The sequence below is a fragment of the Clostridium chauvoei genome, from assembly GCF_002327185.1.
Taxonomy (GTDB): domain Bacteria; phylum Bacillota; class Clostridia; order Clostridiales; family Clostridiaceae; genus Clostridium; species Clostridium chauvoei.
On sequence record NZ_CP018624.1, the window covers coordinates 1,249,483 to 1,265,253 of the forward strand.

14 protein-coding genes are annotated in these 15,771 nt (G+C 26.9%); 3 read left to right on the top strand and 11 right to left on the bottom strand.

Annotated features, from left to right (window positions below; all coding sequences use genetic code 11):
- Nucleotides 1-4: 4 nt before the first annotated feature.
- The 3 genes from scfB to BTM21_RS05930 form a co-directional block, all read right to left on the bottom strand.
- A complete protein-coding gene (gene scfB / locus BTM21_RS05920; protein ID WP_021875625.1) occupies nt 5-1,360 on the bottom strand; it encodes a thioether cross-link-forming SCIFF peptide maturase in 1,356 nt (451 codons plus the stop codon).
- Nucleotides 1,361-1,426: 66 nt separating this feature from the next.
- Nucleotides 1,427-1,564, bottom strand: coding sequence for a six-cysteine ranthipeptide SCIFF (scfA, locus tag BTM21_RS05925; RefSeq protein ID WP_021875624.1), 138 nt, complete (start codon nt 1,562-1,564; stop codon nt 1,427-1,429).
- A gap of 79 nt (nt 1,565-1,643) precedes the next feature.
- Entirely contained in the window at nt 1,644-2,810 is a 1,167-nt protein-coding gene (locus BTM21_RS05930; RefSeq protein ID WP_021875623.1) for an AI-2E family transporter, read from the bottom strand.
- A gap of 219 nt (nt 2,811-3,029) precedes the next feature.
- On the opposite strand from BTM21_RS05930, the gene BTM21_RS05935 reads away from it, so the two are divergent.
- Nucleotides 3,030-3,452: a zinc ribbon domain-containing protein gene (locus BTM21_RS05935; protein ID WP_021875622.1), complete on the top strand. Its 423-nt coding sequence runs from the start codon at nt 3,030-3,032 to the stop codon at nt 3,450-3,452.
- Between the two features lie 37 nt (nt 3,453-3,489).
- On the opposite strand, the gene BTM21_RS05940 is transcribed toward BTM21_RS05935, so the two are convergent.
- From BTM21_RS05940 to BTM21_RS05960, 5 genes are all read right to left on the bottom strand, one after another.
- The gene (locus tag BTM21_RS05940; RefSeq protein WP_079481340.1) at nt 3,490-4,122 is read right to left on the bottom strand and encodes an ABC transporter ATP-binding protein; all 633 of its coding nucleotides are present in this window, start codon (nt 4,120-4,122) and stop codon (nt 3,490-3,492) included.
- Nucleotides 4,112-5,776, bottom strand: coding sequence for an ABC transporter permease (locus BTM21_RS05945; protein ID WP_021875620.1), 1,665 nt, complete (start codon nt 5,774-5,776; stop codon nt 4,112-4,114). Before BTM21_RS05945 ends, BTM21_RS05940 begins: the two co-directional genes overlap by 11 nt.
- Before the next feature lie 2 nt (nt 5,777-5,778).
- Nucleotides 5,779-6,828: a Fe(3+) ABC transporter substrate-binding protein gene (locus BTM21_RS05950; RefSeq protein WP_021875619.1), complete on the bottom strand. Its 1,050-nt coding sequence runs from the start codon at nt 6,826-6,828 to the stop codon at nt 5,779-5,781.
- Nucleotides 6,829-7,001: 173 nt separating this feature from the next.
- Complete coding sequence (locus tag BTM21_RS05955) at nt 7,002-8,177, bottom strand: MFS transporter (RefSeq protein ID WP_021875618.1); 1,176 nt, start codon at nt 8,175-8,177, stop codon at nt 7,002-7,004.
- Nucleotides 8,178-8,272: 95 nt separating this feature from the next.
- Nucleotides 8,273-10,072 (bottom strand): LTA synthase family protein, encoded by a 1,800-nt coding sequence (locus BTM21_RS05960; RefSeq protein ID WP_021875617.1) that lies wholly within the window; start codon nt 10,070-10,072, stop codon nt 8,273-8,275.
- Between the two features lie 157 nt (nt 10,073-10,229).
- Between BTM21_RS05960 and BTM21_RS05965 the strand changes: the two genes are divergently transcribed.
- On the top strand, nt 10,230-11,000 hold the full coding sequence (locus BTM21_RS05965; protein WP_079481339.1) for a 3'-5' exonuclease: 771 nt from the start codon (nt 10,230-10,232) through the stop codon (nt 10,998-11,000).
- 70 nt (nt 11,001-11,070) lie between these two features.
- Here BTM21_RS05965 and BTM21_RS05970 read toward each other — a convergent pair whose 3' ends face one another.
- Nucleotides 11,071-11,652: an NUDIX hydrolase gene (locus BTM21_RS05970; RefSeq protein ID WP_341429541.1), complete on the bottom strand. Its 582-nt coding sequence runs from the start codon at nt 11,650-11,652 to the stop codon at nt 11,071-11,073.
- A gap of 215 nt (nt 11,653-11,867) precedes the next feature.
- On the opposite strand from BTM21_RS05970, the gene BTM21_RS05975 reads away from it, so the two are divergent.
- Complete coding sequence (locus BTM21_RS05975; RefSeq protein WP_079481338.1) at nt 11,868-13,157, top strand: dicarboxylate/amino acid:cation symporter; 1,290 nt, start codon at nt 11,868-11,870, stop codon at nt 13,155-13,157.
- A 117-nt stretch (nt 13,158-13,274) separates the two neighbouring features.
- Here the strand turns inward: BTM21_RS05975 and BTM21_RS05980 are convergent, their stop codons facing one another.
- Both BTM21_RS05980 and BTM21_RS05985 read right to left on the bottom strand, forming a co-directional pair.
- Nucleotides 13,275-13,508 carry a TIGR04540 family protein gene (locus tag BTM21_RS05980; protein ID WP_021875613.1) on the bottom strand — a complete coding sequence of 78 codons (234 nt, stop codon included), beginning with the start codon at nt 13,506-13,508 and terminating at the stop codon, nt 13,275-13,277.
- Between the two features lie 90 nt (nt 13,509-13,598).
- Nucleotides 13,599-15,698, bottom strand: a complete 2,100-nt coding sequence (locus BTM21_RS05985; RefSeq protein ID WP_021875612.1) for a sodium-translocating pyrophosphatase — start codon at nt 15,696-15,698, stop codon at nt 13,599-13,601.
- Nucleotides 15,699-15,771 lie beyond the last annotated feature (73 nt).

Here is a 15,771-nt window from a genome sequence, read left to right on the forward strand (position 1 = left end):
TTTATTATTCAGCTTTTAAAGCAATAGCACATTCAATTCTCTTCTTTTGCATTTTACAACCAATTTCATATGGAATTTTCATATCTCCATTAAAGTTAAAGTTGTTAGCTTGGCATCCACCACTACAATAGAATCTAGCCCAACATTCTCTACATTTTGGTTTGTTGTAGATGTGAGCTTTTTTAAATTCTTTTCCAAGATTTGTATTGTAAGTATCATCATATATAGTTCCAAGTTTAAATTCATCTTTTCCTACAAATTGATGACATGGATAAACATCTCCTTGTGGTGTTATCGCAACATATTCAAATCCTGCACCACAACCTGATATTCTCTTATATACACAAGGACCACCATTTAAACTTATATTGAAATGGTAGAAATTAAATTCATCCTTTGATTCTTTCTTTCTTCTAGCCATTTCTTCATATAGCTTATCATAGTTTTCAAAAATTTCATTTAAATCTTCTTCTCTTAAAGCAAGATGATGTCCATTTTCTAAAACTACTGGTTCTATTGATATTTCTCTAAACCCTTCATTAATCATAGCCATTACATCTTCATAAAAATCTGTATTAGCTCTAGTAAATGTTCCTCTTACATAATAAGTTTTTCCTTCTGTTCTCTTTTTAATCATCTTCTTTATATTAGGAATAATGTCATCATATGATCCGCTACCATCTACTTTAATTCTAACATTATCATTTACGCACTTTCTTCCATCTAATGAAAGTATTATATTTCCCATTTCTTTATCCATATATTCCATCATTTCATCATTTAGAAGGGTTGCATTTGTTGTCATAGTAAATCTTATATTTTTATTCCATTCTTTTTCATGATCTCTTGCATATTTAATGATACCTTTAATTGTATCCATTATCATTGTTGGTTCTCCACCAAAAAGATCAATTTCTATATTTCTTCTTGGACCACTTCTTTTTACTACGTAATCTATTGCTTTTTTAGCAGTTTCAAGAGACATAACACCTTTATTTCCATGGTATTCTCCTTCATCTGCAAAGCAATATTTACATCTTAAGTTGCATCCGTGAATTATATTTAAGCATACTGCTTTTATGTAATCCCTATCATCCATTGAACTATGAGCTATATCCTCATAATTATCTCTTGAGTAAAGAATATCCTCATCTATAAGTTCTATTATTTCATCATAAGCTTCTGAAATAACATCTTCTCCATACTTTTCTTTAAACTCAGCTATAAGATCTTCTTTATCTCTCATTTTATCTTCATCAACTAAGTCATATACTAATTCATCAACTATGTGAACAGCACCTGTATTTACATCTAAAACAAAGAAATTTTCTCCTTGTTTAAATTTATGAATCAAAGCCATTATAATTCCTCCACTAATAATAATTAAAATAAAATTAGCAGCAGCTTAATTGCTACTGCTTAAATATTAGTTTTCACATTCTAAGTTTGCAACTGTGCATGAAGTCTTACATGCTGATTGGCATGAGTTTGCACATTCTTTACATCCTGGTTTAGCTAAACTATTTTTGATGTTTGTTTTGTTGATTGTTTTTATATGTTTCATCTCAAACTACCTCCATAAAAAATCTACTTTGAATTATATCATATAAACAGCTTGTTTAACAGTAAAAATTTCCTAAATATTATATTATATTTTTAGATTTTGCGTATCTATTAAAATAAATTCTAATTATACCTGCTATTGGTATAGATAGAATCATTCCTATAGCACCAAAATAGCTTCCTCCAATTAGCACTACAATTAATATCCAAACAGGTACTAATCCTACTTTGTCTCCTACTATTTTAGGTTGAACAAAGTTTCCGTCTATTTGTTGATATAAAAGAAGTAAAATAGCTCCCGTTATTCCAAGACTTAAAGTATTAAATATTCCAAGTCCAAAAGCTAAAGCTGCTCCTATAACTGGTCCTATATAGGGTATTATATTTGTAAAACCTGCAACACATCCTATTAAAATAGCAAAAGGATGATTTATAATTAACATTAAAATTGTTGAAACTACTCCCACTATTACAGAATCTAAAATCTCAGCAACTAAAAATTTCCCTACAATTTCATCTATATCATTAAAGAAAATAGTTAAGAACCTTCCAACCTTTCCTGGCATTATTACGTCTCTAAATTTTCTAAAATTCCTAAAAAGAATCTCTTTATCTTTAAGAAAATAAAATGTAAGTATAATCGTTAATATTAAATCTAATAAAAAAGAACTAAGGCTAGTTATACTATTTGTAATAAAAGCTAACACTTCATTCCCAAATAAAAATAACTTATCTGTAAAGACTGTAGCTAATTCACCTGTAGTTTGTATATCTATATTATTTTTATTTAAACTTTCAACTATTCCTTCAATCCAAACTTTCATTTGAATTTGATATTCTGGTAACTTATTAAGTAATATTTTAATATTTTCAATTATTGGCGGTATTATAAAATTTATAACTAATGCTAAAGTAATAATTATAATTCCAAACATGATTATTATTCCTAGAATTCTAAAGGCTCTATAAAGTCCATCACTAACTTGTTTCTTAGTAATTTTGTTATATAACTTTGAAAATAAATTTTGAAAAAAGACTACAGGTCTAAATAATAGATATGAAATAAGAAATGCATAAAAAACAGGAGATATTATGTTAAAAAAGTTAAATATACTCTCCTTCATATTATTTATTAGATAACTTCCATTATCTATTATTTTATATCCTAAAAATAATACCAATATTGATATAATACCATATATCCCACATCTTATATATTTATTTTCTATCCTTAACTTTTCTAACATTTTTTCAAATCCTTTCTATATTATTTATACGATTATATACTAAAAAGCAAACAATTTAATGAACATATTGTTAATTTAAATTTAAGTTCTATTCATATTCACTAAAATAATCAATGTTATTCTCTCTACATACTTTACAAAATATACATAATATAATAATTTGTCCAAAATATCTTTTTATATTATAATAAATTTACTATATCTTTTAGGAGTGATTACATGAGATTTTTAAAAGATGCCTATGGAATTGATATTTTATCTATCTTCTTAATATTCTTAGGATCTATTTTTAACATATTCCATACAACTAGGATAGTTGGTTTTATCTTTGTACTATTAGCAATTTTTAGATGTTTTTCTAAGAATAGATATAAAAGACGAACTGAACTTGATAATTTTATTTTTTACTTAAATAAAGTTTTAAACAGATTTGGAAAGTCTATACCTAAATCAATCCCTGTAATTGATTTTAACGCTCTATACCTTTTAATTAATATATACAAACAACAAAGAAATCAAAATAAGGGATATAAAATAGTAAAATGTCCAAAGTGCAAACAAAAATTAAGATTACCTAAAGGTAAAGGAAATATTCTTGTAACTTGTACTAAATGTAAAAATAAATTTGATTTAAGAACTTAAAATAAAATTATAAAAAGTTAGCTATATAGCTAACTTTTTATAATTGAATTACTCTATCACTTATTGCGTTTACATCTTCAATATCATGAGTTACAAAAATACAAGTAGTTTTCGATTTTTTTATAATGCTTTTAAGTTCTTCTCTTATCTTTCCCCTTAGGTGACTATCTAAATTACTAAAAGGTTCATCCATTAAAAGCACTAATGGTTTTGGGGCTAAGGCTCTAGCTAATGCTACCCTCTGTTGTTGTCCGCCCGATAATTCATATGGATATCTTTTCTCATACCCTTGTAAATTTACAAGCTTTATCATATTTAATACTATATCCTTTTGCTCTTCCTTTGAAAATTTATTTAATCCAAACTTAATATTTTCATATATATTTAAATGTGGAAATAATGCATAATCTTGAAATACCATTCCAACTGATCTATTTTCTGGTTGTATAAACTTTTCTTCATTTACTACTACTTTATTTTCAATTTCTATTTCTCCTAATATAGGTTCTTCAAGACCTGCAATTAATCTTAGAATAGTACTTTTCCCACATCCACTTGGCCCTAAAATAGCAACAATTTCTCCGTTATCTATATTCATAGAGAAATTATCTATAACCATATCTTTAGAGTTATCATATTTAAAACTTAAATTTTTAACTTTAACTTGCAATTTTTTTCCTCCTCTTCTTACCCATCATATTAAAAATACATATTGATACAATACTAATTGCTATTATTATTAATGATGGTATTGCTGCTTCATATAATCTTTCATCATTTGCAAACTCATATGCCTTAGTTGCTAAAGTATCAAAATTAAAAGGTCTAAGAGTCATAGTAAGAGGTAGTTCTTTTATTATATCAATAAATGTTAAAATTCCTCCGCTTATTATTGCACCTTTTATCATATTAAAGTCTACTTTTATAAAAGTTTTAGTAATTCCGTAACCAAGTAACCTTGAGGCCTCAAAATATTTAAATCCTACCTTTTCAAAACCTGCTTGTATATTATTAAATCCTACAGCTAAAAATCTAATTACATATGCAAATATTAACATTGCAAGTGAACTACTTAAAATTAAAGTTTTATTTGATATTCCTATACTTTCATAAACATTCGATAAACTTCTATCTATTGATATGAAAAATACTATTACCGAAATTGCTATTATAGCCCCTGGAATTGAATACCCAATTGTTGCAACCTTAGCAAATATTTTAGATAACTTTGATTTATTTATTCTACAAAAGTTTCCTATGATAATTGATAAAAACATTATTATAGAAGTTGATATTATTGCAACTAACATTGTGTTTTTTAGTAATTCTAAAAAATTATGATTTAATACGTTTTTATAACTTATAGTTGCCCAACTTATCAGTTGAATAACTGGTATTAAAAATGATATGGAAAATACTATAAAACATATAGAGAATGCAACTATCCCTTTTATCCCTTTTAGCTTATACCTTTTTATTGGTCTTATTTTACTATTTGAAAAGGAGTACTTTCTTCTTCCTCTTAATATGGTTTCCGAAGTTAATAATACTAAAACAAATATAATTAATATTCCGCTTAATCTAACTGCTGTATTAATATCTCCCATTCCATACCAAGTTTTAAATATTGCTGTTGAAAATGTACTAACTCCATAATAATTAACAACTCCATAATCACTAAGAACTTCTAATATAACTAAACTTACTCCTGCTATTATTGAAGGTCTTGAAATCGGTAATATAACCTTGATAAATATAGATATAGAATCATGACCTAGTATTTTAGCATTTTCTATAAGCGCTGAACTTTGATTTTCTAAAAATGCTTTAGTTGATATATAAACATATGGAAAAAGAAAAAATGTAAAAATAAATACAGCACCTTCTATAGACATTATGTCAAAATATCTTGGATCTAAATTTGAAGAAAATATATTTCTTAAAGTTTTTTGTATAATACCTGTATAGCTAAATATTCCCGCATATGTATAGGCAGCTATATATCCAGGTATAGCCATAGGCAAAATTAAAGCCAAACTAAAAAATTTCCTAAATGGAAATTCATACATACTTACTAGCCATGCTAAAACAACTCCAATTATAAGTGTAAATATAGCTGTAAAAAATGCTATTTTTAATGAATTTAATGTATAATCTTTAAGTAAAAATTCTTTGACATGATACCAATTTTCATTAGGCTCTTTAAATATATTAAATAAAACATCAAGGGTAGGTGCAAGAATAAGCACTACCCCTAATGTACTTAAAAGAGCCCAAATATTAAAATCCTTTTTAAATTCTCTTTTAAGCTTTTTTATATTCATTATTATTTCCATCCAACTCTATTCATTATTTCAACTGCTTTAGCATTATATTCACCAAGTACTGATAAATTTATATCTTGAGGCTTAAATTCTCCCCATGATTTCAATAATTCTGCAGCTTCAACATTAGGATTAGCTGGGTACTCAAAATTAGTTTCTGCAAATTGCTTTTGAGCTTTTTCTGATGTTAAGAATTCCATAAATTTAATTGCATTTTCTTTGTTTTTACTATATTTAGTTAATCCTATTGCACTAACATTTACATGAGTTCCTGTTGTATCTTGGTTTGGGAAAAATACACCTACATTTTCTCCTACTTTAACTTCTTCTGGATCTTTTGAATTTATTAGTTTACCTACATAATAAGTATTCATTATAGCAACATCACCTTCTCCAGCTACTATTGCTTTAGCTTGGTCTCTATCATTTCCCTTTGGATCTCTTGCAAAATTTAAAACTAATTCCTTAGCCCATTTTTCGGTAGCCTCTTCACCATTAATTGCGATCATTGATGCAACTAATGATTGATTATATATATTACTTGATGATCTAGTTAATACTTTTCCTTTCCAATTTGGTTCTGTCAAAGCTTCATATGTAGATAAATCTTCAGGTTTTACTCTATCTTTAGCATATACTAAAACTCTAGCTCTTACAGCTAAACCAAACCACTCATTATCTTTATCTCTTAAATTTTTTGGAATATTTTTATCTATAATGCTTGAATTAACTTCTTGAAGAAGATTTTTTTCCTTAGCTGCGTATAATCTCCCTGCATCTGCTGTTATAAACAAATCTGATTCTGTATCAGCTCCTTCTCTTTCTAGTCTTTCTAAAAGAGCATCTGGATCACCTTTTACAACATTAATTTTAATTCCTGTTTCCTTAGTAAACTCTTCATATAAAGCATCATCAGTATCATAATGTCTGCTTGTATATAAGTTTAAAACTTTATTTTCTTCCCCTTTACCTTCTCCAGCTTTTGTACATCCTGAAAATACTCCTAAAGACATAACTCCAATCATAAGTGTAATTAATAACTTTTTCTTCATTGGCTCCTCCTAAACTTATTATCTATTGATAATAATAATCATTATTTGTTAATAATATATCATTTTTTCTTTTTGTTGTCAATATCTATTAATAATAATTTTCATTTAAAATTAATTAAATACAACAAAAAACGTCTTAAAATCAACTAGATTTTAAGACGTTTTTTTATATTCTATAAACTTGAAGCTTTTAACTCTTCACTATTATTTAATTTTCCTTTAGGCAATGCTGTATAAGTTAATACTATAGCACTTATTATTAAAATAAATCCAAATAAGTACATAAAAGTATATCCAAGCTTTTCTTGTATTAAGCTATAAATATATGGATATATGAAATTAGCTCCTCCACTACTTAAAACTGATAATATTGCAAAAGCACTTGGAATTATTCTATCATCTAACACTTCTCTTAAATATTTAAATATAAATGTTAAATATAATCCATACATAATACCATGTAATTGATCACCTAAAACTATAAGCGGAAGTATTCCAGTTGAGAATAATAGTATTTTAATTGATGCTATTGAGAAAGCTATCATTATACATTTTTTACTATTTGCTTTAGATAAATATTTTGAAACAAGCATAAATGATATAAACTCAATAAATACTCTAAACCCTATAGATCCACTATATATTTTATTGGCTAAACTTACATCCTTAGTAATATCAACTAAATATGATGAATATGCAAAATCTACACCTGCATAACTACCAATACTTAGAAATACTATTATAGATAAAAGTACTACTGTTTTATTTTTTATTAAATCTTTAAATCCAACTTTTGATAATTGTTCAACTTTTATCTCTGTATTTTCAAACTTAAATATTATTACTAACGCTATTAAAATTATCATGGATAAAGCTAATATATGTAGGATTCTATAACCAAACTTGGCTATAATACCTCCCCCTAATAAAACTATACATCCATATCCAATAGAGCCCCATTTTCTAATATCAGAAAACTCAAATCCTTTTTTTACACATAAGTCTTCTATATATATTTCAAAAATACCTGCCACTGGTGCAAGAACTCCTCCATATATAGGTGCAAATATAATAGCCCAATCTTTATTTATAAAAATCAATCCTATTATTGCTAAAAATACAAAAGCTAAATATATAAGAATGAATCTATTTCTATTTTTAACCTTTGAAAATTGATTTGATAAAACCGGTTGCGCAATTAATGTAAATAATGCCCCTATTGAAACTACAGTTCCAACTTCAGCTAATGATAATCCAACATGTTGATTTAAATATGGAAAATAAAATGTAGTTAATACACTAAATACCCCAAAAACAACATAAGTTGTTAAATTAAAATATTTTTTCAAAGCTTTTTCCCCCTCGTTTTTGTGAATACGTTATTTCATATTCTCGAGTAATTTTACCACCCTGTAATATTAAAGTAAATAACTAAATATCCCAGCTAATTAAAATATCTATTTTTTATTATTTTTTCTCCAATATTATAAGCATTTTTTAGATGTTCCTCTTCTTGTTTATCCTTAGGAATACCTATAATTTCATTACCTTTAATTACTGTTGCATCTCTATTTGTATTTACAAGGATTCTTCCCATAACTTTTTCTTTATAATAAGAATCTTCTATCCCTAATAAATATAATAAAGTTGGTGCTATATCTACATGACCTCCATGCACTTCTAAGGTTCTACCTTTAATATTTTGTCCATTACTATCTTTTCCATAAATGATTAAAGGAATTTTCTTTTCATAATTTCTCCACCAATCACCTTCTAAAGGTAAATCTTGAATTTTATCATTATAATATTTATGAACTCCACTATGATCTCCATAAATAACTACTACCGTATTTTCCATCAATCCACTTTCCTCTAAAAGAGAAATAAACATACCTATTTGCTTATCAGTATAATTTATACTTTGAAAATATCCCCCAAGATAATTTTCATCTAACCATTCAGGTAATTTTAAGCTTCTATATTTATCTTGAATATCAAAAGGCCCATGACTTGTTAATGTACTAATAACTCCATAAAATGGTTGTGGTATCTTAGTTAGTTTTTCATGGAATTGAGTTAATGTTGTTCTATCTGATAATCCAAAACCAGCATACTCGTCCTTTTTATATTCTCTAATGTCCCATATCTCCTTAACCCCTAATCCATTACTATGAAGTTCTCCAAATCCCCAATCAGATCCTTTTTCTATATGTGTAGAAACAGTATGATATCCATTTTCTCCCAATACATAAGGAAAAGAATTGTATTTTGTTTCTGGATTAGTAAGGGCCGTTATAGATTCTCCTAATGTAAAAACAGAACCATTAACTAAGACATCACAATCTATACTATTTGCACCATTGTTTTGCTCGTAAATATTGTTGAAATAAAGAGAATTTTCTATAAGTTTATTTAAATTAGGTGTTATAGTTTGTCCAAATACTTCTCTTCCAACAACAAAATTTTCTAGAGATTCTATTTGTAAGAAAACCACATTCTTATCTTTGAACATAGCTTTATATTGATTATCTGGTAAATTTTCATTATTATACTTTAACCAATTATCTATATCTTTAATAGCAGCTTCATCCTTAGGTATAGTTAGCTTTTTATAAGTATCTGAAGCTTCATAAATATGAAAACCAATAGGTCCAAGGTTATTCATATTTATATATTGAGCCCACTCAACCTTAAAAAATTCTATTTTCCCCTCTGAAATATCTTTAATATCAAAGCTTATATGAAGTCCTAATATTACTATAAAAGATGCTATTAAAGCTATAGCTCCTTTTAAAAAGCTCCTTTTAGCTACTACTTTTATTTTTTTATATTTATAATCAAATAACATAAATACTATATCTATTAAAAATAGTATATCTATTATAGCAAACTGTATAATGCTTTTATTAAATGGATTTATTAAATCTTTAAAAAATATTAACTTAAAGCCTAAAAAACCATTTGTAGCTCTAAAATACCAAAGATCAAAAATTAATAATAAACTTATTATTAAATTTAAAGAAATATTATATAATCTTTGTGATTTTTCTTTTAAAAAATATCCTGGAGCTATTAATATCATTATAAAAGCACTATAAAAAAGCAAATGAAAAACATCTAGGTTTACAGCTACTCCCGATATTGCTACTAAACCTAGGAATAATATATTTTTAAATAATAAAAATATAAATGTTAAAAGAACTATACTACGTCCTTTTGCTAAAATGTCTTTTAAAAATTTCATATTTTACTACCCCTTTGTGTTTTTTATCATAGGTCATGTACTTAAAAATTATATCATAAAAATACTTTTTTTATTACCTTCAAAAATTATATTTTCTATTTATATTAAACTTTTTAATGATATAATAATTGATATGTTTAACTTTAGGAGTGATATTATGTCTTATATTGTATTTGATTTAGAATTTAATCAGTGTTACAGTCCTACCGATGAAATTAAAATAGAGTCTAATCCAGTATGCCCTTTTGAAATAATTCAAATAGGAGCTGTTAAATTAAATAATACTATGCATAATATATCTTCATTTGATAAATTAGTAAAACCTACTCTTTATCCTAATATTCACCCATTTGTTAGTGAACTTACAGGTATTAAAGATGAAGATTTATTAAATGAAAGTATTTTTACTAATGTTATTGAAAACTTTTTTAATTTTATTGATTCTAAAAATAGTATTTTTGTAGTTTGGGGAACTACAGATATTAAAGAAATTATTCGAAATATGAAGTTTCATGAAATAAATATAGATTTATTTCAAATAAAATATATAGATTTACAAAAAGTTGTTTCTAAAAAACTTAACTGCCCAAAAGGAATTAAAATAGGTCTTAGTAAAGCTCTTGAAGTCTTTGATATAGAATTAAATAAAGAATTGCATAATGCTTTTAATGATGCCTATTATACAGCTGAAGTTTTCAAAAAAATTAATACTTCTAATAATATAAAGTACTCAATATATAAATCAAAAATAACTAACAGAATAGCTACTAATGATAAATCAGAACTTGATTCTAATAAGCTATTTGCTCAATTCGAAAAAATGTATAATAAACAATTAACTTTACAAGAAAAAGAAATGATTAAACTTGCATATATTATGGGAAAAACTAATCAATTTCAAGTTAAAAATAATAAGAGTAAACAATAATAATATTATTTACTCTATCTTTATATATTTTAATACAGCTATTTTTTCATTAAATATTTAATAAAATTTTCTAAAATCTTAGCAGTAATTCCCCATATAACATATTCATTATATATATAAAATAATGATGGATAATTTCCATTTTTAAACTTATATTTTTCCCATTGTTTATTAAGTGAAATGGGAAATTAGGATTTCTATTTACTGTTATCTCATTATCAAATATTAAAGGCTTGTTGTTTATCAAAAAATTTATTGGTACAGAAAATAAGTGATCTACTTCTGACTTATTTATTTTTATTTTATCTATATTTTTTACATAACAAAGAAAAGGATGAATAATTAATCCATAATGTGTTACAAAAATATCTAAAGGCGCTACTATTTCAAAATCATTTTTTTCTAAACCAATTTCTTCAAATATCTCTCTTATAACTGCATTCTTAGGTGTTTCATTTTTTTCTATTTTTCCTCCGGGAAAAGATATATCTCCAGGTTGTTCTTTCATATTTTTTGCTCTTACTTGAAAAATTATTTTTTCTGTTTCATCTTCTTCTATTATCATTATTGCTACAGCGGCTTTTCGCATTTCTTCCCATCCGTTTATATAAGGGGTAAAGTCTTTAAATTTTTTTCTTATTTCTTTTATCATTGCTCCTCCTTTCTTTTACTTAATTATACTCGATTTTGTTATTATTTTTTCAAATTAGTTTGTACTTTAATAATTTATTTTTTATTTATACTCATTTACGAGTATATTATATAAGTGTATAAATCAAACTGACAACTTTATTTTATTCTACAACTTGCCAAATTTGTATTTAATATGTAAAATATACTTATAAAATTATTTTAAGGGGTCAATTTATGCGAAATAGAAAAAATCTTACAACTAAAATATTTATTTCTATGTTATTAGGCTTGATTTTCGGTTTAGTTCTTAAGTCTTTTCCTAATACTTTTATTAAAGATACTATTTTTTTAAATGGTATAATCAAAGTCTTAGGTGATGGTTTTTTAGCTATTATAAAAATGATGGTAGTTCCATTAGTTCTAATTTCTTTAACTTGTGGAGCATCCTCTATGGGAAATGTTAATAAATTGGGTCGAATAGGTTTTAAAACTTTTATATTTTATGTTTCTACCACTTGCGTAGCAATAACAATAGCAATCTGTATAGCATTTTTAATTAATCCTGGTGTTGGTCTTGACATGTCACATCTAGTTTCTGAAATGCCAGTTATCTCTGAAACAAAATCCTTTAGTGAGCTCCTACTTAGTATAATTCCTTTAAACCCATTTAAATCTATGGTTGAAGGGGAAATGTTACAAATTATATTCTTTTCAATTTTATTAGGTCTTTCTATCAGTTTAGTTGGGGAAAAAGCTAAAGTTTTTAAAGAATTTTTTGAAAGCGCAAATGAAGTTGTTATGAAAATGGTACAAGTAGTTATGAATCTAGCTCCTTTTGGAGTATTTGCCTTAATTACAAATACTTTTGCAACAACAGGTTTTGATGCCATGATTCCATTATTTAAATATATGTCTGTTATTTTAATAGCTCTTTTAATCCACGGCTTATTTATATATGGTGGAATGTTTAAATTATTTACAGGTCTTAATGTTAAACCTTTTCTGAAGAGATTTATCAAACCTGCTTCTATAGTATTTTCTACTGCGTCTAGTAATGCAGCATTACCTGTTACTTTAGACACTATGGATGATATGGGAGTTAGTAACTCAATTTCATCTTTTACTATTCCACTTGGGTCTACTATAAATATGGATGGAACTGCCATAATGCAAGGTGCCGCTGCAATATTTATAGCTCAAATTTATGGTATTGATCTTTCTATAAGTACTATTATTACTATTATTTTAACAGCAACATTAGCTTCTATCGGAACTGCTGGTGTTCCAGGTGTTGGAATGGTTATGTTATCTATGGTTCTTCAATCTGTTGGATTACCTATTGAAGGTATTGGTTTAATCTTAGGAGTAGATAGAATTTTAGATATGTGTAGAAGTACTCTAAATACTATGGGAGATTGTATTTGTACTATGATAATTGCCAAAAGCGAAAATTCATTTAATGAAGATAAATACTATTCTGTTGATAATACTATCATTGATAATAGTGAAGTACTCCCTAGTTAAAAATAAAAGATCTGTTCTTAAATTATTAATTAGTTAAGTTTATGCAAAAAAGGTGAATTCTATCGAATTCACCTTTTCCTATTAATTGGCTAGTTACTAGTATAATACCAATTTTATTTACTTTATTTTATTAAATATCTCATTTATAATTTGGACTCTTTCTTCACCTAAAGTATTAGATAATTTTACTGGCATATGCTCACCCTTATAAACTCTATCTTCATTAGAATTTATAATTTTAATTACTTTTCCTTCTAAATCTTCATAAGATAAAAGGTCCTCCAAATATAAATCAACTAAATCCTTTAAGTGTGTTGCTAGTTCCTTTGGATTTCTATAAACTGCTCTCATTAGTATTCCTCCATATTAACTTAAATAAATATAATATTCTATTGTATTATATATTATTATTAAACTTTTTCCTATATTATATTTTGATTTTTATAACATTCCAAAGGTTAATACAACTGTTGCAAAAACTATTGATACTATAGACATTAATTTTATTAATATATTTAATGAGGGACCTGTTGTATCTTTAAACGGATCTCCTACTGTATCTCCTACTACAGCTGCCTTATGACAATCTGAACCCTTTCCACCTAATACACCTGATTCTATATATTTTTTAGCATTATCCCAAGCTCCACCTGAGTTTGCCATCATGATCGCTAATACAAATCCTGTTACTGTTGATCCAGCAAGTAATCCTGCAACTCCATTAGGCCCTAAAATTAGCCCTATTATAAGTGGAGTTAATATAGCTATAGCTGCAATTATTATAAGTTCTTTTTGCGCAGATTTAGTACATATATCTACACATGCACCATAATCTGGTTCTGATTTCCCATCCATAAGTCCTGGTATTTCTTTAAATTGTCTTCTCACTTCTACAACTATTTTTGAAGCTGCTCGTCCAACTGCATCCATAGTCTTAGATGCAAATAAGAATGTTACCATTCCCCCTATAAATAATCCTATTAAAACTTGTGGATTAAGTATTGATAAATTAAAAGTAAATTCTATATTATTACTTTTAGCTATACTCTCAATTGAATCTTTATATGCTGCTATAAATGCAAGGGCTGTAAGGGCAGCTGAACCTATAGCAAATCCTTTTCCTGTAGCAGCCGTTGTATTGCCTAATGAATCTAATGCATCGGTTCTTTCTCTTACTATTGGATCTTGATTAGATATCTCTGCTATACCTCCAGCATTATCAGCTACTGGTCCATAAGCATCTGTTGCTAATGTCATAGCTAATGTTGATAACATTCCTACTGCTGATATAGCTATTCCATAAAGGCCTAAACTAAAATCATTATATCCCCCTGAAAAATAGAAGCTTGCAATTATAGAAATTCCAACTACTATAACAGGCATTGCAGTTGATGCCATCCCAAGAGATAATCCACCTATAATAGTTGTAGCAGCTCCTGTTTTTGTAGTCTCTGCAAGTTTTTTAGTAGGTTTATAATTATCACTTGTATAATATTCAGTAAAAAACCCTATAAATATTCCTGCTAAAAGTCCTGATAATATACTAAAATAAATCCCTATATTTTCAGTACCAAGAATACCTCTTACTATAAAAAATGATCCTATAGCAACAATTGCTCCTGATATATAAACTCCTCTTCTAAGTGCACTTAGTAAGTTCTTTTGTGTAGAATCTTCCTTTGCTTTAACAAAGAATGAAGCAAAAATAGATGCTATAACTCCAAGAGAAGCAACTAATAAAGGTACTGTTACTCCAGATTTTCCAAGTCCTGCTGCAACAGCTAGTGCACATGATGAAAGTAACGAACCTACATATGATTCATAAAGATCTGCTCCAAGTCCTGCTACATCTCCAACATTATCTCCAACGTTATCTGCTATAACTGCTGGATTTCTTGGATCATCTTCTGGAATACCAATTTCTACTTTTCCAACTAAATCAGCTCCTACATCCGCTGCTTTTGTAAATATTCCTCCTCCAACTCTTGCAAATAAAGCCATAGATGAAGCTCCTATACCAAAAGTCAACATGGTAGATGTTATTTTAGCTATACGCTCTACTTCTGGTAAGGATTCGTAATACCAATCAAGTACGTTATACCATATTCCTAAATCTAAAAGTCCAAGCCCTACTACTACTAACCCCATTACAGAACCACTAGCAAAGGCAACCTTTAATGCACCATTTAAACTTTTCTTAGCAGCATTAGCTGTTCTTGCATTAGAATTAGTTGCAACTTTCATTCCTAAAAAACCACTAAGTCCTGAAAAAAATCCACCTGTTAAAAATGCAAAAGGAACAAATATAGACATATATCCTAGTCTGCTTAATATAAAAAATATTATAAACATAATTAAGAAAAAGATACCAATACCCTTGTATTGACGAACTAAAAAAGCATTAGCACCTTTTCTAATACTTTGTGCTATACTTTTCATTAAGTCTTCACCTTTATCTAGCTTAAAAATAGTAAAGACTAAGTAAGCTGCAAATAGTAATGCCACACTAGCAAATACTGGGATAAAAACAATTAAATCCATTATAATTCCTCCTTATTTTAATAAATCTTTCCTTTTTTATAAGGTATTACATTTTATACTATGAATTTTAAAT

Bases quoted from the DNA above. Each gene is read 5' to 3' on its own strand.
- scfB (WP_021875625.1), bottom strand. From the start codon at position 1,360: ATGGCTTTGATTCATAAATTTAAACAAGGAGAAAATTTCTTTGTTTTA.
- scfA (WP_021875624.1), bottom strand. From the start codon at position 1,564: ATGAAACATATAAAAACAATCAACAAAACAAACATCAAAAATAGTTTA.
- BTM21_RS05930 (WP_021875623.1), bottom strand. From the start codon at position 2,810: ATGTTAGAAAAGTTAAGGATAGAAAATAAATATATAAGATGTGGGATA.
- BTM21_RS05935 (WP_021875622.1), top strand. From the start codon at position 3,030: ATGAGATTTTTAAAAGATGCCTATGGAATTGATATTTTATCTATCTTC.
- BTM21_RS05945 (WP_021875620.1), bottom strand. From the start codon at position 5,776: ATGAATATAAAAAAGCTTAAAAGAGAATTTAAAAAGGATTTTAATATT.
- BTM21_RS05950 (WP_021875619.1), bottom strand. From the start codon at position 6,828: ATGAAGAAAAAGTTATTAATTACACTTATGATTGGAGTTATGTCTTTA.
- BTM21_RS05960 (WP_021875617.1), bottom strand. From the start codon at position 10,072: ATGAAATTTTTAAAAGACATTTTAGCAAAAGGACGTAGTATAGTTCTT.
- BTM21_RS05965 (WP_079481339.1), top strand. From the start codon at position 10,230: ATGTCTTATATTGTATTTGATTTAGAATTTAATCAGTGTTACAGTCCT.
- BTM21_RS05970 (WP_341429541.1), bottom strand. From the start codon at position 11,652: ATGATAAAAGAAATAAGAAAAAAATTTAAAGACTTTACCCCTTATATA.
- BTM21_RS05975 (WP_079481338.1), top strand. From the start codon at position 11,868: ATGCGAAATAGAAAAAATCTTACAACTAAAATATTTATTTCTATGTTA.
- BTM21_RS05980 (WP_021875613.1), bottom strand. From the start codon at position 13,508: ATGAGAGCAGTTTATAGAAATCCAAAGGAACTAGCAACACACTTAAAG.
- BTM21_RS05985 (WP_021875612.1), bottom strand. From the start codon at position 15,698: ATGGATTTAATTGTTTTTATCCCAGTATTTGCTAGTGTGGCATTACTA.